Raw genomic sequence first — 22,957 nt, 5'->3', positions numbered from 1 at the left:
CGCACACCGCTCTCGGCCGAACCGTGGACCGAACGGAACGTCCTCACGGACACGCGGTGGCACAGGCGGCCGATCCCCAACTCTCGGAGGCGCTATGACAGCACACACACTGACCACTTCGGCACACGGCACGGAACGCGACCCCGGCACAGGCACTGAGGTCGTCGTCGACGAGGAGAATCCCTTCTTCTTCGACCATCCCCTCGATCACGTGCCCGCGATGCTGCTCCTGGACAGCGCGTTGCACGCGGCGGAGCGGCTGACCGAGTCACCGTCGGACGAGCTGGGGGTGACACACCTGTGGATGCGGTTCGACCGCTTCTGCGAGAAGGACCCCCCGGCACGGCTCCTGCTGGACGACGAGGCAGCCGCGGGCCCCGACCGCTCGGTGTCCGTGCGCCTGGTGCAGGACGGGACGCAGGTCTGCCGGGGCGGACTGGTCACCACAGCGGACGCTTCGAGCGGCCCGCTCCTTACGGAGCCGCGTGCCGGGGCCCGGGGCCCGTGCGCCGACGCCAAGCTGGTGCACAAGCGGGCGGGGGCACGGGTGCTGGTCGGCCCGCCGCACCGGATCGACCGGGACACGCTGGACACGCGGATGCTGGAGCCGGAACCCAGCGCGGCGGCCGCCGCGGTGCACCCCGTCACCCTGCTCGTCGAAGCGGGCCGGCAGGCGTCGACGATGATCGACCACACCGTGTGGAACACGCCGCTCGACCACCAGTTCATCGTGGGCAGGCTGGACGTCTCCCTGCCGACGGGCCTCGCCTGGACGGACCTGCCCGTGCTGCGCTGCCGCCCCCGGCGGGCCGGTGCACGCAACCGCGTCGTGACGTGCGAGCTGATGGTCGGGGACGAGGCACGAGGAACGGTCACCTTCACCGGCAGGACGGTTCCGCCCGCCGCCTACCGCAGGCTGCGCGCGGGCACACGGAACAGGTCGGCGGCCACCGGAGCCGGCCCGCGGGAGACGGCCCGATGAGCCGGGCCGCCAGCTCCGGGACCGGGGCCGAACGCGCCCGCACCGGGCGGTTCCCTGCGGTTCTGCTCGTCGTCGGCACTCTGGCCGTCGCGGGCGGACTCGTGCACGTCCTGTCCGTGGGCCCGCCGAGCGTGCGCGGCACGGCCGCAGCGCTGATCCTCGTCTATCTGGCGTGGGTCGCCCTCGAGACGCGCATCAGTCTGCGCACCGCCGGCGAACCGGCTTCCGAGCAGGACCGGGGCAGCGAGAAGCTGTACGGCGCCGCACGACTGGCCACGGTCGTCGCCGCGCTCTACGGGCCATTGCCGCAAGGCCCCTGGCAGACCTGGATGTTGGTCCCGTTCGCGCTCCTGACATCGGGCGCCGCGCTGCGCCTGGCAGCGATCCGCGCGCTCGGGCGTTTCTACTCGCACCGGGTCCGCACGGTAAACGACCACCGGATCGCGGACACGGGCCCGTACCGGGTGCTGCGGCATCCGGCGTACACCGGGATGCTCCTCGCGCACACCGGACTGGTGTCGTTCTTCCTCAACCCGGTGAGCGTCCTTCTGCTGCTGGGCGCGTTCGTGCCCGCCATCGTGTACCGCATCCGGATCGAGGAGACGGCGCTGGCCGACATCGCCGGATACCGCGAGTTCGCACGGGGCCGCAAGCGCCTCGTGCCGTTCCTCTGGTGACCGTGAGCACGGGCCGGTACGCAGCGCCGCACATCGTTCTGCTCGGAGCCACCGGATACACGGGCGGTGCCTTCCTGCGGCGGCTGGCGGAGACGGGCACGCCGTGGCGGGTGACCGCGCTGGTACGCACCCCGCCCCGGCACCGCCTGCCGTTCGTGACCTACGTCCTCGGCGCGCTCCCGGATGCCTTGCCGGCCGGCTTCCCGCCGCCCGACGCCACCGTGCTGGTGCACCTGGCGACCGAGCACCACGGCGACGTCTCACGGCTGCGCACGGTGAACGTCGACGGCACCCGGGAGGTGCTGAGCCGCCTGCCGCCGTCGGTGCGCGGCGTCGTCCACGGCAGTTCGATGTCCGTGTACGGGCAAGGTGCCCAGGAAGGTGTGGCCGAGACGGCCGGGACGGCGCCCGGCACCGCGCTCGCCCACACGCGCCTGGCCGCCGAGCGCGTCGTCCTGGAGGAGATGCGGCGGCGTGACGGCACCGCCTACGTACTGCGCCCGCGGTTCCTGCCCGGAGCGGACGACCGCTCGTTCCTGCCCATGGCGGCGCGTCTTCGCCCCCTGCCGTTGCGGCTGGACCCGGACCAGGTACGGCTCGGCCTCATGGACGTCGACGACTACGCGGAAGTGGTCGTGCGCCTGGTCGAGCGGGCACACGAGCGCCACCTGCGCAGGGCGCCGGTCCAGCGGGCGCTGAACGTGGCGTACCGCGAGCCGGTCACACTGCGGCAGCTGTTCGACATCGCCGCACCGCCCGGGGCCGGGACGCCCGTACGGCTGGTGCCGCCGGAAACACTGATCCGATGGGCCCGGCGGATTCCGGGACGCCGGGGCGCACAGCTGACCACGTTGCTGGAGTTGGCCACTCGCTCCCACTGGCCCGACGTGCGGGCGCTGGAGGCCGAGATCGGCTCGGACATCACTGACAAGTCCCCGATGCGAGTGCTGCGCGCACGCCGGTCCGGGGCGGACGACGAGGTGACGACACATGATTGAGACACTCGACGACCCGATGGCGCCCGAGCGCGTGGGGTGGAAGTTCGCCCGGCTGAAGCTCCTGCACGCCGCGGGGGTGCGGGTACCACCCCTGTTCTGCCTCACGGACCAGGCGTTCCGCCTGGCCGTCACGCCCGTGGCGGACCGGATCACGGCCTTGCTGGCCGACGTGGACCACGCCGACTGGCACGAGGTCCGCGACGTCAGTGCGCGCATACGGGAGTTGGTCGAAGAGGTGACCCTCACGCCCCGCGTCATGGAGGCGCTGGGACACGCCGTGGACCGTCTGCTGCCCGGGGACGGCCTCGTCGCGGTGCGTTCCTCGGTGCTGGCCGCGCGGCCGGACGAGGCGGAGGACTCGGGCGACCACGCGTTCGCCGGCATGAGCGACAGTTTCCTGTACGTGCCGAAGGCCGGCATCTCGGCCGCGGTGTCACGATGCTGGTCGTCGGCCTTCTCCCCCGAGGGACTGTTGTACCGGCACCGTCTGGGGCTGACGGCACAGGGGCTGGCCGTGGCCGTCGGCGTCCAGCAGATGGTGCTGGGCGAGCGGTCACTGGTGATGTTCACCTGTGATCCGGCGACGTACGCCCGCCGCACCGTGATCAGCGCCGGCTGGGGCATCGGCGAAGGCGTGGTGCAGGAGAAGACGGCCACGGACCACTTCTTCGTCGGCCCCGGCGGGGACGTGGACCGCGTCGTCTCCGGCAAGTCGACGATGGTCACACTGGACGAGCAGCGAGGGTACGGCACGCGGACGGTGGACGTGCCCGAGCGTCTTCGGCACGTGCCGGTGCTCGCCGACGACGAGGTCGTGTCGCTCGCCGGACTCGGGCGCCGTATCGAGGAGTTGCTCGGAACGGCGCAGGACATCGAGGCCACGCTCACGCCCGACGGCCAGGTGCATGTGGTGCAGTCACGGCCGGTCGTCCTCGAACAGAGCCGGCACCGGGTGTGGAGCAGCGCCAACGTCTCGGAGAGCTTCCCGGGCACGACCACGCCGATGACGTACTCGGTGGCACGCCGGTTCTACGGGCTGCTGAACCACGACTACCTGCGCCGGTGCGGGGTGGGTGAGCGCGAGCTGTACGACCTGCGCGAGACCACCAGCCGGCTGCTGGGCTACGTGGACGGGCGGATCTACCACAGCATCACGTCCTTCACCACCATGCTGACCGCGCTGCCGCTGTTCGAGGGGCTCCGGCGGGACTGGGAGCGACTGGTGGCGGAGCTGGACACCGCCTACGCCGAGCCCGCACCGCCGCCCGCGACACGCCTTGAGCGTGCACGGCGATTCGGCCGTTTGGCCCGCAGTTGGGCACGCGCGGGCCGCAACCACATGACCCTGCCACGGGACTTCACCGCCTTCGAGAGGCAGTGGCGGCAACTGTTGCGGGAGCGGCGCAGTACGGTGCTCCAGGACCGGCATCCGCTCTCCCTGGTGAGCGACTTCCGCGAGGTCTGGCGGCGCGCGGGCGACCTGTGGGGCGTCACGCTCGTCAACTACCAGTTCATGGTGCTGTGTCACAAGATGATCGAGCAGGTCCTCGAACGCAGCGGCGTGACGGATCACGCGACGCTGTTCAGTCAGCTGCTGTGCGGGGGCCGCCAGCTCAAGGGCGCCGAGATCGCCCTGGAGGCCGTACGGCTCGCCGAGCAGGTGCGCCACGACCCCGAGCTGACGGCACGGTTCGCCACCGGCGATGCCCGGCGAACCTGGGAGGAACTGGACGCGGGACTGCTGCCGGCGGAGTTCACCGCGGCGTTCCGCTCCCATCTGAGCCGCTACGGCGACCGCGGCATCGAAGAGCTGAAACTGGAGCAGCCCAATCTGCGGGACACCCCCTGGCATCTGGTCGAACTGGTGCGGCAGTACGTGGCGTCGGGCATGACCGTGGCGGAGCTGGAGGAGGCCGAGCGGCGCAACCGGGCGGAGGGCGAGGACGAACTGCGGCGCCTGCTGCCGGACCGGCCGGCCGTGCGCGCCCTGGTGCTGTGGCTCTTCGACCGGCTGCGGACGCACCTGTACTACCGCGAGGCCGGACGATATATGCGCAGCGAGTTGTTCGGCTACAGCAAGCAGGTCCTCCTGGCGCTCGGCACACAGCTGCACCACCGCGGAGTACTGGGCGACGCTCAGGACGTGTTCCTGCTGGATCTCGACGAGCTGTTCGGTTTTGTGGACGGCTCCGGCTCGACGCACGATCTGGCGGGCCTGGTCGAGGTCCGCCGACGGGACATGAAGCGGGCGAACAGCCTGGAGCCGCACCGTGAGTTCGCCACCGCCGACGTGGTGGCGCTGTCGGTGCCCCACCATGAGCGGGCCGATGGTGTCGACGAGGCCCCCACGGCGCACGTGCTGAAGGGCCTGGGGTCGTGTCCCGGCCGGGTCCGTGGCCGGGCCCGGGTCGTCATGAGCCCGTCGCTCGGTACCGCACTGGAGCCGGACAGCATCCTGATCACCCGGGAGACGGACCCGGGCTGGCTGTACCTGATGCTGGCGGCCCGGGGGATCGTGGTGGAGCGCGGCAGCATGCTGTCCCACACGGCGATCACCGGCCGCAAGTTCGGCATCCCCACGATCGTGGGAGTACCCGGTGCGACGGCCAGGATCGCGGACGGCAGTCTGATCGAGATCGACGGCGCCACGGGCCGCGTCACCGTCCTGGAGGGCGAGGCGTGAAGGAGGAGCTGAGGGTCTTCGGGCGGTTCTTCCTGACGCGGTTCCCCCTGGGCCAGTACAGCGTGTACGTGGTGCTGTTGCCGGCGGCGGTGTTCGGCACCCTCGCCTCGGCGGGCTGGTCCGGTCCGCCGTCGGCACTCGGCGCTGGGGGAGTCGCGGCGGGACTCCTGGCGCTGCTGTGCGTGCTGTTCTTCATGCGTGTCGTCGACGAGGTGAAGGACCTCGCGTACGACCGTGAGTTCAACCCCTCGCGCCCGCTCGTCACCGGTGAGGTCGGTACCCGGCAGGTGCGCTGGTACCTGGTGGGCGCGGCTGTGTGCGCCGTCACCCTCGCGGCTCGCGTGGGCGGTGCGGCGGTGGCGACGGCGGCCCTGATCATGGCGTACAGCCTGTTCCTGCTGTGGCTCGAGCGCATCTCGCCGTGGTTCCGCGACAGCGTGCACGTGAACATCGCGATCACCATCCAGCTGAAGACCGGTGTGGTCGTGTACGCCGTGACGCTCGCGCATGCGGCCGGGGTCCATGCCCCACCGGCGGTCGTGGCCTGCGCGGTGCCGGCGTTCGTGCTCGCCTATCTGTCCTGGGAGGTGGCGCGCAAGACAGTGCGGCCGGAGTTCGCCCGGCCGGGGGAGAAGCTGTACTCCACCGCTGTCGGAGCGTTCGGCAGCCTGGCCCTGGCCGGGTTCCTGCTGGCGGCGGCGTGCCTGTTGCTTGTGACCGCGGCGGCTTTGTGGCAGTCGTGGGACGTACTCTGGCTGGCCGCGTTCGCCGCTCCGGCGGTCTGCGCGACCTGGGGCTGGCTTCGCTGGCACAGCCGGCGCACGGTCCGTTACTCGCCGGGTGGACCGGCCTTGCTGGCCTATGTGGTCTTCCTGGCGGTGCCGGTGCTCCACTGGGCGTCAGCCGGTCGGATGTCGTGAACGGCGTGCGTCACCCGTCGGCCCGGACACCACGAGTTCGGGCGACGGCCCGCGATGCCTTCAACGGAAAATATTCACACTTGAAACATCCAGCGTTATCCTCGGGCCTATGGAATCATCCGGCTCCATCAAGGAGATCCGCGGGCTGGTGCTGGAGCTGGGGCGGCGCCTCGATGCTCACATGCGCGAGTGTCTCGGCGCGCTGAACCTGACGCCCTCCCAGGCGACCGCACTCTGGGAGCTCGGCACACCGGTCACGATGCGTCAGTTGGCCGACGCCATGACCTGCGAACCCTCGAATGTCACGTTCGTCATCGACCGACTGGAGGGTCAGGGGCTGGTGGAGCGCCGGCCCCATCCGACCGACCGGCGCGCCAAGCAACTGGTACTCACCCCGGAGGGGAAGGACTTCCGCGAGCGGCTGATCCACACCCTCTCGGCCGACTCACCGCTCAGCCACCTGAGCGCGGTGGAGCAGGAGAGACTGCGTGAAGGGCTGCTGCGAGCGGTCGAACGCTCCCAGCAGCCCATCGCACCCTAGTAGGCGATACCTCCGTCGCTGTGCACGACGGTCGCGTTGATGTTGTCGGCCCCCGGGCCTGCCAGGAACGCGACCGTCTCGGCGACGGATTCCGCCGACCCCATCCCCAGCAACGAGCGGTCCGCCTTGGCACGGGCCACCGAGTCCGGCAGCGCGTGGGCGAGTCCCGTGTCGAGGAGGCCGGGCGCGACCACGACGGTGCGGATTCCGTAGCGGGCGTACTCCTGGGCGGTCGCCTGGGACAGCCCGTGCAGCCCGGCCTTGCTCGCGGCGTACGCGGTCTGACCGGCGTTGCCGACGACGGCCGACAACGAGGACACGTACACCAGCCGGCCGTAACGCTTGCGCATCATCATCCGGACGGCGTGCTTGGTGACGAGGAACGCGCTGCGCAGATTGACGCGGATCACCTCGTCCCAGTCCTCCACGGGCATCCGCACGAGCGGCTGGTCCTTGGCGATGCCCGCGTTGTGGACGACCGCGTGCAGCCGGCCGAGCGCGTGTGCCCGTTCGGTCACGGCCTGTGCGGTGGTCTCCTCGGTCAGGTCGCCGCGTACCGGGTGCAGCCGCTCGCCGAACTTCTCACGCAGTGCGTCGAGTTCCGGCGAGTCGGTCCGGTGGTGGGCGATCACCTCGTCCCCGCGCTCCAGCAGCGCTCGGACGGTCAGCAGGCCGAGCCCCCGGTTGGCGCCGGTGACCGCGACGACTCTGCGGGTCTGGGCATCCATGTCAGTACCGCATGGCGTAGGCGACGCGCTGGCGCAGCGACTTCTGGCGCCGTGCGTCGTGGTAGCGGGAATCCTTCTTGAGCACGTCGATCGCGTCGGCGACCTTCTTCTGCGCCAGAGGGATCGCCTCCTCGAGGGGCATGACGAGCGGCAGGTCGTGCAACTCCACGATCTTCGCCAGCCTTTCCTCAATCGTGCCGCCGACGACGTGGTACGGGATACCCATCTCCTCAAGGGATTCGATGAGGAGTTCGTCGGAGAGTCTGCGGAACTCCTCGGAGACCGGCCGGTGTCCGTCCCTCTCCATCTCGAACTCCACGGGCAGATGGACGTACGCGTCGTACAGTCGCCGGGCGCGCGCCTTGGTGATCTCGCCGTACATGTCCATGTACTGCTGGTGGAACTTCTTCACCTGCCATCCGGCGACCGACTTGATGGTGCGTAACCACCAGGTGGCGCCCGGATTGATACCGACCCGCATCCGGGCCTCGCCGTACACCCACTCGTGCACCACCGAGCCGTCGGAAATGAACGACCCCGGGAGTGCCTCGTTGTGGATGCGCTCTTCCAGCCGGCGCAGTCCGAGCTTCATCAGCTCGAAGGCGTTCAGCTCCTGCACCTGCTTGCCGGGAATGAGGTCCATGAGGATCTCGCGGGAGGTCATGGCGTGGGTGCGGGGAATGCCGGTGGCGACGGAGAGGGCTTCGGTGGTGGTGCTCTTGCCGGTGCCGTACGTGCCGGATATCGCCAGGTGAATGATGCGTTCGTCGCTCACGGCGACCACTCCTTCGATAGCTCGATCAGGACACGGTGACCCGGTGCAGGTAGGGGCAGGAGGAGTGATCGGCCTCCTCCTCGTCGCCGAAGGCCTTGTCGGCGAGCGCGGCCAGATCGGAGGCCGAGAGCGCGAGGGGCACCGCCAGCCGGACGAACCGGACATGCGGCACGGTTTCGTCACGGCTCTCCAGCAGTACCCGCGGCCGCAAGCGGCTCGGCCCGGACAGCACCCTCTCCGTGCCCGCCGCGAACCGGATGCCGCGTTCGCGCAGGTCGCTGGGCAGCCAGTCGAGGAAGGGCAGCGTGATCTCGCCGAGGTCGTCGCCCGGGGCGTCGGAGAACTCTGTGCACGCCCGCAGGGCCGGCCGGGCCAGCAGCATCTCCTCGGCGAGCACCGGCACGACGGTGTGCCGCCGCTCGAAGATCACCAGGAGGGGGTCCCGGCGGGCCATGTGGGCGCCCAGGTCGGCCTCGTCCTCGGGCCGGGGCCACAGGCTCTCGGCGCGCCAGCTGTGGGTTCCGGCGCGCCGCCAGATGACGCGCTCGCTCCCTTCACGGACGGCCAGGACGTTTCCCAGCCGTTGTACCGGTCCTTCCCCCGTAGTCCTCACGTCAGGTCCTCTCCCCGGCCGGCGGGTAGCTGATGGGCCAGGTTGTAGCGGTAGCGGAAGCCCTGGAAGGTGCCGGCCCAGTCGGACGTGCGCCAGACACCGCCCGCGTGGTTGAGCAGGCGGGTGGCGGTGATGGTGGTGACGGCGTCGAGCCGGGCGAGCAGCGGGACACGGGGAGTGTCCGTCTCGATGGTGACCCTGCGCATCCAGAGCGTGTTGGACTCACCGCGGTCGATGCCGTCCAGCTTGTAGAGCAGCGACTGCGACAGCTGCGGTACGACGACCATGGCGTCGACGGCCGACAAGGACGGCTCGAAGGCGCCGGCGAACCCTCCGGTCGGCAGCGGCCCTTCGGACTCGCAGGTGATGTGCGCGGCACATCGCATGAGTCCCAGATCGAGCTGGACATCACGGATGACATGACCTCGGCGGCGGTAACCCGCACCGAAGAATCGTTCCTCGGGATCCCCGAGGTATCCCTCCGGCAGGTCGGCGAGCCCCGCGGCGACGGGCGGCTCCTGGCCGGGGTGGACGATCTCGCACTTCACCCGCATGCTGCCGAGATGGCAGGTGAACAGGGACAGGGCCCCGTCGGGCAGACGCCGCGTCTCGGTGCAGACGGCGCGCAGGTCGATCCGGTCCAGCTGCTCCAGTGGGGTGGAGCTGGCCTTCAGTTCCATCCGGCGCAGCCACATCAGCCGCCGCTGCGCCGGCCCCATGGCGTACACCTGGCTGAGATACGCCTCGCACAACTGCACGCTGAGCACGGCGGCGTCCACGGTGGACAGGTGGGGACGGAGGTCGGAGGCCCGCGACTTGGTCGACCAGTCACTGGGGTAGTCGATGGAGGCGGTGGATTCGGCGAAACCCGTCGCCGCCGACGTGTCGGCGGCCACCTTGATCCGGCCCAGGCGCTGCCTTATCCGCCGGTACCCGTCGCCGAAGAACCGCATACGACCGGCGCCCAGGTGGTCATCGATGGATTCGAAGTGGACGGTCCCTTCTGGCATTCTCTGTCTCACTCCCCCGTGAGGTGTGGCTGGGTAACGGCTCCGGCTGGATGCGCCTCGTCCCGTGGGCCTGGATCACCAGGCCGTCGCGCAGGACCAGGAACTCACCGATCTCGAGACCTCTTTCATTGCGGTAGTGGATGAGGACGGCTTCGTGCCCCGCGTACACGGACGTGCAGGTGAACCGGGTGTCGGGGAACTGCTCCAGGGCGGCCTGCCAGTAGTCGCGCAATGCCTCCCTTCCGCGCAGTACGCCTCCGGACCCGGGAACGAGACGGCCGATTCCGTCCGAGGCGATGACGGCGTCGTGGGCGTACAGCTCCAGTGCCGCGTCCAGGTCACGGCGGTTGAGGGCGTCGATCCAGGCCGCGGCCAGCCGCCCGGCGGATGTCTCGTCGACGGAGCCCATCGGGTCAGTCACCTGTGGCCGGTACGGACTGCCGGGTGCCGGTCGCGGCGGAGTTCCGTACGGCGTCGAGCAGTCGGTGCAGCCGCACACCCTCGCCGAATCCGGGAACGGTATGCGTGCCGTCGGCGAGGTCGGCGGCCAGCCGGGCGTAGTTCTGGGCCACTCCGAGTGCCGCGACACCGGGAACACCCGCCGGCACCACCCTGTGGTGTGCGGGGGTTTCCAGTTCGGCGTGCCCGGTGTCCGCACCCCGTGCGCCGAGCAGCCGCAGTTCCGAGATCTGGACGCCCGACGGCGCTCCCTGCCCCTGGGAGGCGATGGTCAGGCTGCCTTCCGTTCCGGCTATGTCGATGAGCGTTCCGGCGTCGTGGATGCGCCCGTCGTGGAGGTGAACGGACACGGCGGCGCCACCGGTGGCCGTGGCGGCGATCTGCACGACGTCGGGAGAGGTGGCGCGGACGGGCTCGCCGGTCTCGGCGAGTGTGTACTCCTCACGCTGGAGCGAGAGGGCCGAGGACACCTGGGTGAGCGGTCCGACGAGCGCCTCGACCACGTCCAGGGTGTGTCCGCCGGCGACTTCCAGGGTGCCCGCGCCGTTGGCGCGGTCCAGGGTGTACGCGGCGAAGGACGGCAGCACGCCGGTGCCGCGGAACCGGGACGCGTGGACGTGCACGGAGGTGACCCTGCCGACGTACCCGTCGGCGATCAGCTCGGCGGCATGGCTCACGACCGGCGACTGACGCGCCTGGAGGCCCACCCAGTGACGTACGTCCGCGGCCTGCGCCGCTTTGAGCAGTCGCTCGGCCTCGGCTGTGGTCCGGGCGAGCGGCCATTCGCAGTAGACGTGCTTCCCGGCGGCCAGAGCGGTCTCCACCAGCTCCAGATGGTGCGGGACCTTGACCGCGACGGTCACGAGGTCCACGTCGGGGTGTTCGGCGAGTTGCCGCGCGTCGGCGAAGGCGTGCGGCACGGACCATTGCTCGGCGGCCAGGGCGGCCGACTCGGGTCTGCTGGTGCCCACGGCGACCAGCTCGAACCGGTCGCTGAGGGCCTGGAGCGCGGGAACGTGCGAGCGGGCTGCCCAGCTGCGCTCGGGCCCCGCTCCGATGATGCCCACGCGGATCTTGGGATGCGTCATCTCGTGTGCCCTCTCAGACCAGCGCCATCAGCGCGGACGGGTCGAAGGCCTGAAGCTCGGAGGTCCGGCCGTCGCGTATCTTGGCGGGCCACTCGGGGTCGGATATCAGCATCCGTCCGACGGCCAGCAGGTCGATGTCGCCGTTCTCGACGAGCTCCTCCGCCCGGTCGACGGGCGCGAACTCCATCGGCTGCCCCGCGAAGGCGGTCTCGAAGTCGCTCGGAGCAAGGCCCACGGACCCGACGGCGATCACGGGCACGCCGGTGAGCTTCTTCGTCCACGAGGCGAGGGTGCGCTCGGAGCCCTCGAACTCGGGGAGCCAGAACCGACGTGTGGAGAGATGGAAGACGTCGACGCCCGCATCGGCGAGCGGCAGCAGCAGCTCCTCCAAGTCCTGTGGCGTCTCGGCGAGTCGTGCGGTGAAGTCGGTCATCTTCCACTGCGACAGGCGCAGACTGATGGGGAAGTCGGGGCCGGTGGCGGCCCGTACGGCGGCGACCACCTCGGCGGCGAACCGCACTCGTCCGGCGGACGTACCGCCGTACCCGTCGGTGCGCCGGTTGGTGTGCGGCCACAGGAACTGGTCGATCAGGAAGCCGTGGGCTCCGTGGAGTTCGACGCCGTCGAAGCCGAGGCGGCGCGCATCGGCCGCGGCCCGCCCGTACTCCTCGACCGTACGGTCGATGTCGGCCGTGGTCATGGGCTCGGCGATGGTCTCTCCGAGCCCGTCGAGCCCCGAGGGGCCGGCGGCGCTGGTGGGCAGTGAGACCTCCTTGCCCGGCTCGCGGAAGGCTCCCACGTGCCACAACTGCGGGAAGATCCGGCCGCCTTCGGCGTGCACGGCCCGCACGACCGCGGCCCAGCCCTCGAGGGCGGCGCCGTGGAAGTGGGGCGCGCCTTCCGGACCGGCCGAGGAGGCGAGTGTGGTGCCCTCGGTGATGACGAGGCCGGCGCCGCCCCGTGCCCGGCGGGCGTAGTACGTGGCCGAGTCGGGGCCCGGGACGCCGTTCGGGGAGAGCTGGCGCGTCATGGGGGCCATGACGATCCGGTTGGGCAGGGTGAGGGTGCCGATGGTCACCGGGCTGAACAGCGGTGACGTGGTGGTCACGTGAACTCCTTCTGCTTCAGCGGGACGCCCCTTCACCGGGGCGTTCCCTCAGGGACTGGTGCGGATGAAGCGCGCGACGAGCAACAGGCCGAGGAGGTAGGCGAGGCCGGCGACCGAGAAGGTGACGCGGGCCCCGTCGTACCAGTCCGAGGCGGAGGCGAGTGCGGCGCCCGCGGCGGCGACGCCGACGAGGGTGCCGATCTGACGGTTGGCGTTGAAGGCCGCGCTGCCGATACCCGCGTCGGCCGGCCCGGCGGCCTCCATCAGAGCGGCTGTCATGGCGGGTGCCGTGAAGCCGATGCCGAGGTTGGCGACCGAGAGGGCGATGGCGAGAACCCAGTACGGGGTGTCGGAACTGGACAGCGCGGCCATGACGAGGCTGAGCACGGAGGCGGCGGAGAGGCCGGCCAGGGTGGGCAACCGGACGCCTACGGTAGGGGCGATCCGGGCGAAGGTGAGATTGCCGACGACGAAGACGATCATCATCGGCAGCATTTGTGCCCCGGCCTGGAGCGGCGAGGAGCCGTACTCACGCTGGAGCAGCAGCCCGATCATGAACAGTACGCCGTACAGACCGAAGTTGATGAGGAAGCCGACCGCGTTGGCGGTGGCGAAGCGCGCGTCCGCGAAGAGCCGTACCGGAAAGACGGGGACCTTCGAGCGGCGCTCGCGCACCACGAACAGGACACACGCGGCGAGTGCCACGACCGCGCCCACCAGGATCGGCGGGGAGCCCCAGCCCTGTTCCGGCCCTTCGATGAGGGTGTAGGAGGCGGCCACCAGCGCGAGTCCACCGCATGCGTGCCCGCCGAGGCTGACCTTCTCACCGGCTCGTCCGGGTACAGGCCGGATGACTCGCGCGGTGAGAGCGAGACCGAGGAGCCCGACCGGGAGGTTGAGCCAGAAAATGCTGCGCCAGCCGAGCGAATTGACCAGCAGTCCGCCGACGACCGGGCCGATGCCGGAGGCGGTGGCTCCGGCGGCGGACCAGAGCGCGACGATACGGGCCCGGCGGCCCGGGTCCGTGAAGGTGCTCATCAGCAGGACGAGGGAGGCGGGAAGGAACAGCGCGGCCGCCGCTCCCTGCACCATTCGGGCGGTCACCAGGGCAGCTCCGCCAGGTGCCAGTGCGCATCCCACCGAGGCGGCGACGAAGAGGGCGAGGCCCGCCATGTAGAAGGACTTGGCGCCGTATCGGCCGGCGAGCGCCCCGGTGAGCAGCAGCAGCGCCGCGAAGGGGAGCATGTAGCCGTCAACGGCCCAGGTCAGTGAAGACAGGGATAAGTCGAGGTCGTCCGCGAGGCGGGCGCCTGCCACGTTGACGACCGTGGCGTCGAGTGCGGCGAGGAAGAACCCCAGGGCCACGGCGAGGAACGCAACCGTGCCAGGTGACCGTACCGACTGTCCCTCACTTGTCGCGTCCGCTGTCTCATCGGCGACCGAAGCCATACCTTGACCTGCACCTTCATCGTGTCGCGAGTCGGTTGTGACGGGGAGTGACCAACCATCGCTCCGTCAGTAGCGAGCAGAAACATACAGCTTAAATGATCCAATAATCAAGCTAACTTAAACCAAATTGAAGGCGTGCCAGGTCGTGCTCCCGCTGGGTACACAGGGGGCGTCATATCGACTCGGCGGCTTGAACTCCCCGTATGGAACGCTGTGTTGATGCGGTGTCTGGCCCGGACGTCTCAGCGGCTGGGCGCCATGGAACATGCGCAGTCGTGGAGCGACGGCAGCAGTCGCGGGTCCGCCGACACCCGTGCGTACGCCTGCGCCACCTGCCGTAGCCAGGCCAGTTCGTCCGCGAACTCACTGCCCGAGTGGCGTGATCCGGAGCCGGTCGGCTGACCGGAGGGCTGGAAGCCCGCTTTCTTGCGCCGTACCGCCAGGGCGAGGAGTGCCGCCTCCAGGAGGAGGTCTGCGTTGTCGCCCCGTATCAGGCCCGACTTCCGGAGTGTCTGCCGCAGTCGCTCCTCGCACGTGTCGCACACATAGGGGCGCAGCAGGCGCTGCCCGTCCCTGATCTCGATGACGATCCGGTACAACCATGTCTGAAGGTCCCTGCGGCACAGAGCCAGGTAAGGCGAGCGGGGTTTGTGCAGGGCGATACCCGGGGCGGCTCCGCAGAGCGCGGACCACAGGGGGTGGAGCGTGTAGCACGACCTCCATTGCCCGAGCCGGCAGGAGAGAGCAGCCCCCCAGCCCGGCAAGGTGTAGCCGGCGACGAGCAGGACGGAGCCGGCGATGCCCATCAGGGGGCTCCACAGGATGGAGGTCTGATCCCACCAGGTCACCCCGCACCAGCGCCCCACGACCCCGAGCAGCTTCCCCAGGATGAAACCCACGACGAAGAAGGACCCCACGGTGGTCAGGAGCAGTGACTGCGACAGCCAGGGCAGGCCCACGGCACGCGAGGAGGGCCAGGTGTGCCGAGCCGTGTTGGCGAGGTTGAGGCCGTATGTGACGACGAAGACGACGACATAGGCGCCCGCCGTCGGATGGGTGGCGAAGTGGACCTCGAAGTCGACGGGGTGCGAACCGGGCAGGGGACTGGCGAAGAAGAGGACGGACATGACAACGATGGCGAGGAGATACGGGAGTGTCACCTGCGGCAGACGGCGACGTGCCTCCGTGGGTGAGCGGAACCATCCGGTCACCATCACGTGCGCGGCCAGGGCCGCCAGCACGATGAAGGAGTGGCCCAGCAGCGTGCCGAGGTTGGGAACCCCGGACAACTTCCCGATCCACACGTACGTCACTGGCGCGAGGAGCAGGTAGGCGAGCCCGTTGAAGAAGCGTGTGGCGCACAGTGCGCCGAGCGCGAGGTTCTTCGGATCCCGCCTGAAGTCACGCCACTTGTAGCGGAAGGCGGCCAGGCAGATGAGGCCGGTCAGGATGTGGGTGCAACTGAAGACGTATAAGAGTGGCGTGGTCACCTCTGGTGAGCACCGCCGTGCTGGAGGGAGCGCCCGAGCCGGGTGTCGAGAGCGCTCACGCCGGGCGGCGCGGCGGCCGTGTCGAAGGGCGGACCGCTGACCAGCCGAAGGACCTGGGTGGCGAAGTACTCGGCCGCGTACTCCTCGGGTCGGCTGTACTGGGTTCGTCCCAGCATGTGTTCGATGAGGACGGGGTCGATGTCCTTCGGTAACAAGGAGCCTCCCTCGTATGAGCCGCCACCCTCACCAGGGCCGGCGTGGGCGTGGTTCCACACAAGATGCCCCAACTCGTGGACGATGACGTGCGTCTGATGGGTGACCGTGGTGTGTGCCTCGTAGAACACGTAGTCCACGGAGGCGGTGGAGACGAGGAGTCCGGCGGGGCCGCTGGCGGGAAATGCCAGGGGCGCCAGACGGATCGTGCGCTGTCGCCGCTCGGCGATCTGCCGACAGAGGTCCTCCACGGAGAAGGGGGCCGTGAGCTCGAGGCTCTGTATCAGGTCGCCGCATTTTCTGCGTATGTGACGGCGCTTCATTACTCCCCGTTTCCCTCGCCATGGCACTGCCCCTCACGTCCATCATGTGGCAGGGATGCCCTTCACGGAAGATCCTCGTCTCGGCCACATGGCCGATCGAATCCCGTAAGCCGGCGCAGTCCGATCAGTCGGCGAGACCTACGAGCTGGGCGTAGAGGGCGGCCTGGGTTCTGTCGGTCGCCCCGATTTTGGGGTAGATGCCGCTGAGGTGGTTCTTCACGGTCTTCTCGGATATGTCGAGCCTGCGAGCGATGAGTCGATTGCTCAAACCTCTGGCCAGCAGGCGCAGAACCACGTTCTCCCGTGCCGTGAGGGTGGGGCTGGCGGATGGTGTCGCGTCACGCTGCTCTGTCAGGCCCAAGCGCTGGGCGTAGAGGGCGGCCTGGGTTCTGTCGGTCGCACCGATTTTGGGGTAGATGCCGCTGAGGTGGTTCTTCACGGTCTTCTCGGATATGTCGAGCCTGCGAGCGATGAGTCGATTGCTCAATCCGTCGGTCAGTAAGCGCAGAACTCCCATTTCCCGGGTGGTGAGATTCACGTCCGGTGCTTCGTTCACGTTGCTGCTTCCCCCTTGGTTCTGCCAAAAGAAATGAGAAGACAGGCGCTCATCGAATGCAATGCGCGAGATGGCCCTCCCGGGCGACAGGATGAGCGTCGTTTTAAAACTGCACCGTTCCTCAGGGGAGTGGCCGGTCGAACCACTCCGGCGGGAGTCCCAGGGCGAACTCAACTGCGAGTGCCGACACGGACATTGAGGCACTAGACGGCATGCAGTAGCCTTCGTGCGCAGCGCCTTGAAGGCCCTGTGTGTGAACGCTCATAGACGTTACGTTGCCACCTTGGCCCCGTCAACTGGCATGGTCGTCACCCCTCTCGAGCATGCCTCCAGTTGTCAGTCCAGAGATCAGAGGAGTAGGGATAAATGGGGACACACCCGCCTGGATTGCTGGCTCGGAGACTGAATCGTCTGTTCGAGACCGTCCACCCACGTGGTCGCGGCCCCTTCAGCAACGAGGAGGTCGCGCGGGCCGTCCGGGCTCAGGGCGGCGATATTTCCAAGCAGTACATCGCCTACCTTCGCAATGGTGAGCGAGGGAATCCGCGCATACATCACCTTGAGGCTCTGGCGAAGTTTTTCGGCGTATCGGTCTCGTATTTCTTGGATGAAGATTCCGGAAGTTTCACCGAGAGGAAGCTCGAAGAGCTGGCGGCGTGGCGTGACGCCGGTCTGACGCAGGAGGATCTGCGATCCCTCGAGCGCGCGGGAGTCACTGGGGTGGCCATGCGTGCGGTGGGTCTCTCGCCCAAGGGCCTCGAGTTCGCGAAAGCCATACTCGACCAGCTCCGCCAGATGGAGGGCCTGGCACCCGGGCAGGACAGCCTCGGGCAGGATGGCGGGCAGGACAGCCCTCGACCAGCCGGCTGAGGTCGTGCACATCCCTGGGCGTCGCGGCGGAACGGGGGGGATCGTCGGGGGCGGCTGGGGAGGGGGCCCATAGCGGTGCCGGGCGAAGCATTCCGCTTCCCTGCCGAGGCGCCGGCCGGTGACCGGGCCGGGTTGCCGACCGACGCACAGGTGCCCATGCCGCGGGCTCGGTGCGAACGGATCCGGTTCGCGAGCGTGAGCGTGCACCCCACCGGGCTGGAGGCCTGTCGTGACGACGCCGGACTCATGAGAACGATGATCGTGGTGGAAGAGGCTGGTTATGCGTGCCATGCGGTACGAGCGGTTCGGCCGCCCCGAGGTCCTCGTGGAGGCCGATGTGCCGGCCCCTGTGGCGGGGCCGGGCGAGACTCTGGTCCGGGTGGAGGCCGCGGGTGTCAATTTCGGCGACATCAAGCAGATCGCGGGTGAGCACACCGACGGTCCGTACGCTCCCCGAGGCCCGCTGCCGCGTGTTCCGGGCATGGAGGTGGTGGGCCGGACGGCCGCTGGACGACGAGTCCTCGGCTATGTTCGCCAGGGCGGTTACGCCGAGCAGACGGTGGTCGCCGACCGCGACCTGGTCGCCTTGCCGGAGGGCGTGAGCGCGGGCGAAGCGCTGGCCGTTCTCGTGCAAGGGCTGACGGCGTGGCATCTGCTGCGGTCGGTGGCGCGCATCCGGCCCGGGGAGAGCGTGGTGGTCCATGCTGCCGCGGGTGGGACGGGCAGTCTCGTCGTCCAGCTGGCCCGGGAGTTCGGGGCAGGACGCGTCATCGCCACGGCGTCGTCCGACGACAAGCGTGCCTTCGCCCTCGAAGCCGGCGCGGACGCGGCGGTCGACGGCGCCGCGGAGGGCTACCGGGAGCGGATCCTCGACGCCAATCACGGACGCCCGGTGGACATCATCCTGGACGCCGTCGGTGGCCCCGTCCTCGACGGCGCTCTGGACGCACTCGGATACCTCGGCCGACTGGTGACCTACGGCGCCTCGTCCCGGCAGCCGGCCTCCGCGATCGCGCCGGGTCGGCTCGCGGTGGACAGCATCTCCGTCGCAGGCTTCTGGGTCGTCCCGCTCATCGCCAGGGACGGAGCCGGTGGTGCGGCGCTGGCGGAGCTGCTCGACCTCACGGCGCGACGTCGCCTGCGGCCTCTGGTCGGCGCGGAGTACGACCTGGCGCGGGCCCGCGACGCGCACGAGGACCTGCTCGGCCGCCGGACGAAGGGGAAGCTCGTTCTCCGCCCTTGAGGGCGATGACGCCGTACAGGGTGTGGGTGCCGTCGAGAGACGTACTCGAAAGCGCGATCACCTCGGGTGACCGCCGCTGTGCTGCAGTGAGCGTTCGAGCCGGTTCACGAGATCACTCATGCCGGGCGGCACCGCGGCAGGAGGGGAGAGCGGGCCGCTCACCAGCTTGAGGACCTGCGTGGCGAAGTACTCGGCCGCGTACTCCTCGGGCTGGCTGTAGTGGGTACGCCCCAGTATGCGTTCGATGAGAGCAGGGTCGATGTCCTTCGGTAACAAGGACCTGCTCTCGTGGGGCTCGCCGTCCTCACCGGGACCCGTGTGGGCGTGGTTCCACAAGAGGTGGCCCAACTCGTGGACGATGACGTGCGTCTGATGGGTGACCGTGGTGTGTGCCTCGTAGAACACGTAGTCCACGGAGGCGGTGGAGACGAGGAGTCCGGCGGGGCCTTCGACGGGGAACGCCAGCGGCGCCAGCCGGATCGTGCGCTGCAGACGCTCGGCGACCTGTTCGCGGAGGCGTTCCACAGAGAAGGGGGCCGTGAGGTCGAGGCTCTGTATCAAGTCGCCGCATTTCCTGCGTATGTGCCGGCGTTTCATCGCTCCCCGTCTCCCTCGTCACTGTGGTCCCCAGCCTGTCCATCATGTGACAGGGATCCTGCCGGCGAAAGGTCTCGGTCTCGGCCACGCGCATGACCGAATTCCGCTCCCGGCGCGGCCTGTGCGGGCAGCGTGAGCAATCCGTCGGGTGCGGGGCGCCTGGAGCCGGAGGGACACGGTGATTTCGGGACGCGGAGACGACTCGTCACGCCTGTCCTGGACGAGCTGATGGTTGACCAATCAATCACCAGAATGCGAGAAAGTGGCGCGCTCGGCGGAGGGGGAAGTGCGAGGTGTGAGAATTCCCCCCGCCACGGCCGGGTTTGGCCGCCCTCGGTCCCGGCGCGGACGCGGCGCCCTGAATTCCCACGAGGCATCCCGACGAGAGGCTAGCCGATAGGCGCGCCCCTCGGTATAGGACGAATGGCCCAGGGGGCGACTGTCTTGACGACAACCTCCAAAAGAGTGGTTGAATAGCCTGGGGGCGTCCGGGAGTCGAGACGCTACATGGTTTCATGTTGGCGAGAACTGCTACTGAGACGAGGAGTGGAAGTGCAGTTCGCAATCCTTGGGTCAGTTACGGTGCATTTTGCGAACGGCGAACCCTTGGCAATCATGAGACCCCGCCAGCGGAGCATCTTGTGCATCCTCTTGCTCAATAGCGAGCGTCGCGTCAGTAAGGAGTATCTCGCCGGCGCGTTGTGGGGCACTGACCTGCCCAGCGATCCAGGTGGCGCCCTTCGCAGCAACCTCTACGGCCTGCGCAAGGCGACTCCGATCAAGCAGCGGCTGCAGACGGGCCGTGACGGCTATGGCCTCGCGCTGCACGAGGACGACGTGCTGGACCTGCACCGCTTCCAGAGCCTGGCCCAGCAGGCGCGCGCGGCCCAGCTGTTGGGCGACGTCGACGCCGCCGCCCGGTTCTTCCAGCGTGCCCTGGACACCTGGGGCGACCCGCCGCTGGCCGACATCCCGAACACGCCGATCATGCAGCCGGTCATCTCGGAACTGCTCGAGCACCGCCACGCCGTCCAGGAGTCGCTGGTGGACGCGCAGCTGGCCCTTGGCCAGCACCGTGAACTGCTGCCGTTCCTCATGTCACTCACCACCGCGCAGCCACTGCGGGAGCGACGGTGGGAGCAGCTCATACTCGCCTTGTACCGGTGTGGCAGGCGGGCGGAGGCGCTGGACACGTTCACCCGCGCGCGCCGGCTCCTCGTCGAGGACTACGGCATCGATCCCGGTGGTCCGCTGCAGCACCTCCAGCAGCTCATCCTGGCAGGCGACCCGATGCAGTCCCTGGCACCGCCCGTCCCACGTGAGCGGGTCGACGCCGACGCCGCGCGCGAGCCGCGCCCGCACCAGCACGAGGTCCCGCGGCCGCCGGCCGGCGTTCCCCACCAACTCCCCGCCGAGCCTCGGCACTTCATCGGGCGCGAGGCCGAGCTCAAGGTGCTCACCGACGTGGCGAACGAGATGTCGCCGGTCGGCTCTTCCCCGGTGGTTTCCGTGCTGTGCGGCCCCCCGGGAATCGGCAAGACGGCTCTCGCCCTCCATTTCGCCCATAAGATCGCTGACCGTTTCCCCGATGGGCAGCTGTACATAGACCTGAGTGCTTTTGGCCCAGCGACCGACTCGGTGAGTATTCAGCAAGCGATCCGGTCCGTCCTGGCCCCGCTGATCTCTTTGCCGGAGCCGGACACGATGACCCCGGCGGCCTATGCCAATCTGTACCGGACCACCATGGCGCAGCGTCAGATACTCATCCTGATCGACAACGCGTATGACAGCGCGCAGGTGCAGCCCCTGATCCCGGCTGCCCCGCAATGCATGGTCGTCATCACCAGCCGCCGCAAGCTCACCGGCCTGGTGACCTCCCACGGCGCCCACCTGACCACCCTGGACGTGCCCTCCCGGGACGAGGCGGAGGCCCTGCTCGCGAGCCGGCTGGCCGCCCACGACCTCGACATCGACAGCGCCGCCCTCTCCGAGGTGACCGAGGAGTGCGCACGCCTGCCACTGGCGCTGGTGATAGCGGCCACGCGAGCGGTCGCAGCACCCACGGTCCCCCTGTGTCACCTGGCCGAGGAACTGAAGAGTGAGCAGAATCGGCTCAACGCGCTGTGCGGCGGCCGGCCCTCGGACGACATCCGGGCAGCCTTCTCGTGGTCCTACAAGCGTCTGACGAGCGCCGAGGCGCGCATGTTCCGCGTTCTCGGGGCGCACCGGGTACGCGACATCACCGCCGCCGACGCGGGCCGACTGGCCGACGTGCCGACCTTGGCGGCGACGCAGGCCCTCACCGGGCTCGCCTACGCGCACCTCATCCGGGAGTACGCACCCAAGCGGTACCACTTCGACGACCTGGTGAGTGCCTACGCCGCCGAGAAGGCGAGGGAGGAAGAGGACCGGCCACCGGACAGCACGACACCGTAGCGGCGTCGGCGATCAAGTAGGGACGAGGAGGAAGACCTTGAACAGACAATCGCTGGCCAGGCTCCGACACCGCGTGCGGCCGCGAGCCGTTCCGGTCCGGACCGACCTTGCCGTGGGAGGGGGAGACCGGGCGCCGCTGCCGTACGCCTCGGGATGGTTCGGGCTGGCGCTGTCCCGTGAGGTGCCGGCCGGCGCGGTGGTGAACCGGCGCTTCATGGGCCGCGATGTCGTCCTCTACCGCACCAGGGGCGGTGTCCTGCGGGCCGTCGACGCCCACTGCCCCCACCTGGGGGCCCACCTCGGCGCCGGGGGGCTGGTCGACGGCGAGCACCTGGTGTGCCCGTTCCACCGCTTCGCCTTCGACGTCGAGGGATCCTGCGTCAAGGTCCCAGCCGGAGCCCCGCCCCGGGCGACGCTGGCGCAGTTCACCGTGCGCGAGCGGGGCAAGATCATCTATGTGTGGCACGGCCATGATGCCGCACAGCCCGCCTGGGAGCCTTCGGAGTTACCTGATGACGGGTTCGCGCCCGCCGCCACCTGGAGCACGCTCCTGACCTCGCACCCACAGGAGGTCATGGAGAGCTTCGTCGACTACCAGCATCAGCCGATCGTGCACAACGTCTCCCTTCGTGAGGTGGCCCCACCGGTAGCTGAAGGGCCGTTGCTGCGGATCTCCTTCAGCGCGTCCATCAGGTTGTCCGTCCGCTTGGCGACCATAACGGTGGAGCAGGGCCTGGTCCTGTCCGGTCTTGGCCTCGCGTCGGGGGAGGTGACGCTGCACCAGATCGGAATGACCTTGGGGGTAGTGCTGATGGCGACCCCGGTCGGGCCATGGCGGACGCACTTGCGTGTAGTCGTCATGGCTCAGACCGCTTCGCGCGCGGATTCCCCCTGGCTCCGGAAGGCCGCCGCCACGTCCTGGTCCGCGCTGGCGGGGCAAGCCCTCGTGCGGACCATAGCCCACCAGATGGGCCAGGATGCCAGGATCTGGAACTGGAAGCGGTACGAGCCGTATCCCCCACTCACCCCTGGGGAGAGCGCCATCGACCACTACCGCCGTTGGGCGCGGCAGTTCTACTCCCCGGACGGGCTGCTTACGACTGGCTGAAATGCGGGGGGCCACCAGCAGAATCACGCTTCAATCACGCTCGAGTCACGCCCTTGTCGTGAGCATGATGATATTCTGACTGCCGCGAAA

The 22,957-nt window shown here is 69.1% G+C and carries 22 protein-coding genes; 10 read left to right on the top strand and 12 right to left on the bottom strand.

The genetic code is table 11. From position 1 onward, the window contains the following. Positions 1-94 precede the first annotated feature (94 nt). The 6 genes from ABEA82_RS16690 to ABEA82_RS16665 all read left to right on the top strand — a co-directional run bounded on the left by ABEA82_RS16690 (position 95) and on the right by ABEA82_RS16665 (position 6,801). The gene (locus ABEA82_RS16690) at positions 95-982 is read left to right on the top strand and encodes an AfsA-related hotdog domain-containing protein (protein WP_345662268.1); all 888 of its coding nucleotides are present in this window, start codon (positions 95-97) and stop codon (positions 980-982) included. Beyond that, positions 979-1,659: a methyltransferase family protein gene (locus ABEA82_RS16685; protein ID WP_345662267.1), complete on the top strand. Its 681-nt coding sequence runs from the start codon at positions 979-981 to the stop codon at positions 1,657-1,659. The genes ABEA82_RS16690 and ABEA82_RS16685 overlap by 4 nt, the downstream gene beginning before the upstream one ends. Beyond that, positions 1,656-2,657: an NAD-dependent epimerase/dehydratase family protein gene (locus tag ABEA82_RS16680; RefSeq protein WP_345662266.1), complete on the top strand. Its 1,002-nt coding sequence runs from the start codon at positions 1,656-1,658 to the stop codon at positions 2,655-2,657. Before ABEA82_RS16685 ends, ABEA82_RS16680 begins: the two co-directional genes overlap by 4 nt. After that, positions 2,650-5,340 (top strand): PEP/pyruvate-binding domain-containing protein, encoded by a 2,691-nt coding sequence (locus tag ABEA82_RS16675; RefSeq protein WP_345662265.1) that lies wholly within the window; start codon positions 2,650-2,652, stop codon positions 5,338-5,340. Before ABEA82_RS16680 ends, ABEA82_RS16675 begins: the two co-directional genes overlap by 8 nt. Then, entirely contained in the window at positions 5,337-6,260 is a 924-nt protein-coding gene (locus ABEA82_RS16670; protein WP_345662264.1) for a UbiA family prenyltransferase, read from the top strand. Before ABEA82_RS16675 ends, ABEA82_RS16670 begins: the two co-directional genes overlap by 4 nt. Before the next feature lie 109 nt (positions 6,261-6,369). Further along, positions 6,370-6,801: a MarR family winged helix-turn-helix transcriptional regulator gene (locus ABEA82_RS16665; protein ID WP_345662263.1), complete on the top strand. Its 432-nt coding sequence runs from the start codon at positions 6,370-6,372 to the stop codon at positions 6,799-6,801. Here the strand turns inward: ABEA82_RS16665 and ABEA82_RS16660 are convergent. The 11 genes from ABEA82_RS16660 to ABEA82_RS38685 all read right to left on the bottom strand — a co-directional run bounded on the left by ABEA82_RS16660 (position 6,798) and on the right by ABEA82_RS38685 (position 16,613). Beyond that, entirely contained in the window at positions 6,798-7,529 is a 732-nt protein-coding gene (locus ABEA82_RS16660; protein WP_345662262.1) for an SDR family NAD(P)-dependent oxidoreductase, read from the bottom strand. The two genes, ABEA82_RS16665 and ABEA82_RS16660, sit on opposite strands and share 4 nt — an antisense overlap. 1 nt (position 7,530) lies before the next feature. Then, the gene (locus ABEA82_RS16655; protein WP_345662261.1) at positions 7,531-8,304 is read right to left on the bottom strand and encodes an ATP/GTP-binding protein; all 774 of its coding nucleotides are present in this window, start codon (positions 8,302-8,304) and stop codon (positions 7,531-7,533) included. Positions 8,305-8,329: 25 nt separating this feature from the next. Then, positions 8,330-8,917, bottom strand: coding sequence for a hypothetical protein (locus tag ABEA82_RS16650; RefSeq protein WP_345662260.1), 588 nt, complete (start codon positions 8,915-8,917; stop codon positions 8,330-8,332). Next, on the bottom strand, positions 8,914-9,927 hold the full coding sequence (locus tag ABEA82_RS16645) for an AvrD family protein (RefSeq protein WP_345662259.1): 1,014 nt from the start codon (positions 9,925-9,927) through the stop codon (positions 8,914-8,916). The genes ABEA82_RS16650 and ABEA82_RS16645 overlap by 4 nt, the downstream gene beginning before the upstream one ends. Further along, positions 9,890-10,348: a nuclear transport factor 2 family protein gene (locus tag ABEA82_RS16640; protein WP_345662258.1), complete on the bottom strand. Its 459-nt coding sequence runs from the start codon at positions 10,346-10,348 to the stop codon at positions 9,890-9,892. The genes ABEA82_RS16645 and ABEA82_RS16640 overlap by 38 nt, the downstream gene beginning before the upstream one ends. After that, a complete protein-coding gene (locus ABEA82_RS16635; protein ID WP_345662257.1) occupies positions 10,341-11,474 on the bottom strand; it encodes a Gfo/Idh/MocA family protein in 1,134 nt (377 codons plus the stop codon). Before ABEA82_RS16635 ends, ABEA82_RS16640 begins: the two co-directional genes overlap by 8 nt. A gap of 13 nt (positions 11,475-11,487) precedes the next feature. Next, on the bottom strand, positions 11,488-12,582 hold the full coding sequence (locus tag ABEA82_RS16630; RefSeq protein ID WP_345662256.1) for an NADH:flavin oxidoreductase: 1,095 nt from the start codon (positions 12,580-12,582) through the stop codon (positions 11,488-11,490). A gap of 48 nt (positions 12,583-12,630) precedes the next feature. Beyond that, the gene (locus ABEA82_RS16625; RefSeq protein ID WP_345662255.1) at positions 12,631-14,031 is read right to left on the bottom strand and encodes an MFS transporter; all 1,401 of its coding nucleotides are present in this window, start codon (positions 14,029-14,031) and stop codon (positions 12,631-12,633) included. Between the two features lie 242 nt (positions 14,032-14,273). Further along, positions 14,274-15,521, bottom strand: coding sequence for an MAB_1171c family putative transporter (locus ABEA82_RS16620; RefSeq protein WP_345662254.1), 1,248 nt, complete (start codon positions 15,519-15,521; stop codon positions 14,274-14,276). Then, on the bottom strand, positions 15,518-15,985 hold the full coding sequence (locus tag ABEA82_RS16615) for a hypothetical protein (protein WP_345662253.1): 468 nt from the start codon (positions 15,983-15,985) through the stop codon (positions 15,518-15,520). The genes ABEA82_RS16620 and ABEA82_RS16615 overlap by 4 nt, the downstream gene beginning before the upstream one ends. Before the next feature lie 196 nt (positions 15,986-16,181). Then, positions 16,182-16,613, bottom strand: coding sequence for a LuxR C-terminal-related transcriptional regulator (locus ABEA82_RS38685; protein ID WP_423654877.1), 432 nt, complete (start codon positions 16,611-16,613; stop codon positions 16,182-16,184). A gap of 366 nt (positions 16,614-16,979) precedes the next feature. On the opposite strand from ABEA82_RS38685, the gene ABEA82_RS16600 reads away from it, so the two are divergent. Both ABEA82_RS16600 and ABEA82_RS16595 read left to right on the top strand, forming a co-directional pair. After that, on the top strand, positions 16,980-17,483 hold the full coding sequence (locus ABEA82_RS16600; protein ID WP_345662252.1) for a helix-turn-helix domain-containing protein: 504 nt from the start codon (positions 16,980-16,982) through the stop codon (positions 17,481-17,483). Between the two features lie 280 nt (positions 17,484-17,763). Then, positions 17,764-18,726 carry a quinone oxidoreductase family protein gene (locus tag ABEA82_RS16595; RefSeq protein WP_345662251.1) on the top strand — a complete coding sequence of 321 codons (963 nt, stop codon included), beginning with the start codon at positions 17,764-17,766 and terminating at the stop codon, positions 18,724-18,726. Between the two features lie 57 nt (positions 18,727-18,783). Here ABEA82_RS16595 and ABEA82_RS16590 read toward each other — a convergent pair whose 3' ends face one another. Further along, positions 18,784-19,287: a hypothetical protein gene (locus ABEA82_RS16590; RefSeq protein WP_345662250.1), complete on the bottom strand. Its 504-nt coding sequence runs from the start codon at positions 19,285-19,287 to the stop codon at positions 18,784-18,786. A gap of 588 nt (positions 19,288-19,875) precedes the next feature. Between ABEA82_RS16590 and ABEA82_RS16585 the strand changes: the two genes are divergently transcribed. Both ABEA82_RS16585 and ABEA82_RS16580 read left to right on the top strand, forming a co-directional pair. Then, entirely contained in the window at positions 19,876-21,759 is a 1,884-nt protein-coding gene (locus tag ABEA82_RS16585; RefSeq protein WP_345662249.1) for an AfsR/SARP family transcriptional regulator, read from the top strand. 112 nt (positions 21,760-21,871) lie between these two features. Next, entirely contained in the window at positions 21,872-22,867 is a 996-nt protein-coding gene (locus ABEA82_RS16580) for an aromatic ring-hydroxylating oxygenase subunit alpha (protein ID WP_345662248.1), read from the top strand. Positions 22,868-22,957: the final 90 nt, after the last annotated feature.

It is taken from the genome of Streptomyces venetus (assembly GCF_039540295.1).
Classification (GTDB): domain Bacteria; phylum Actinomycetota; class Actinomycetes; order Streptomycetales; family Streptomycetaceae; genus Streptomyces; species Streptomyces venetus.
Note: the sequence above shows the minus strand (reverse complement) of the source record. Positions and strands in the feature narration are given on the sequence as shown.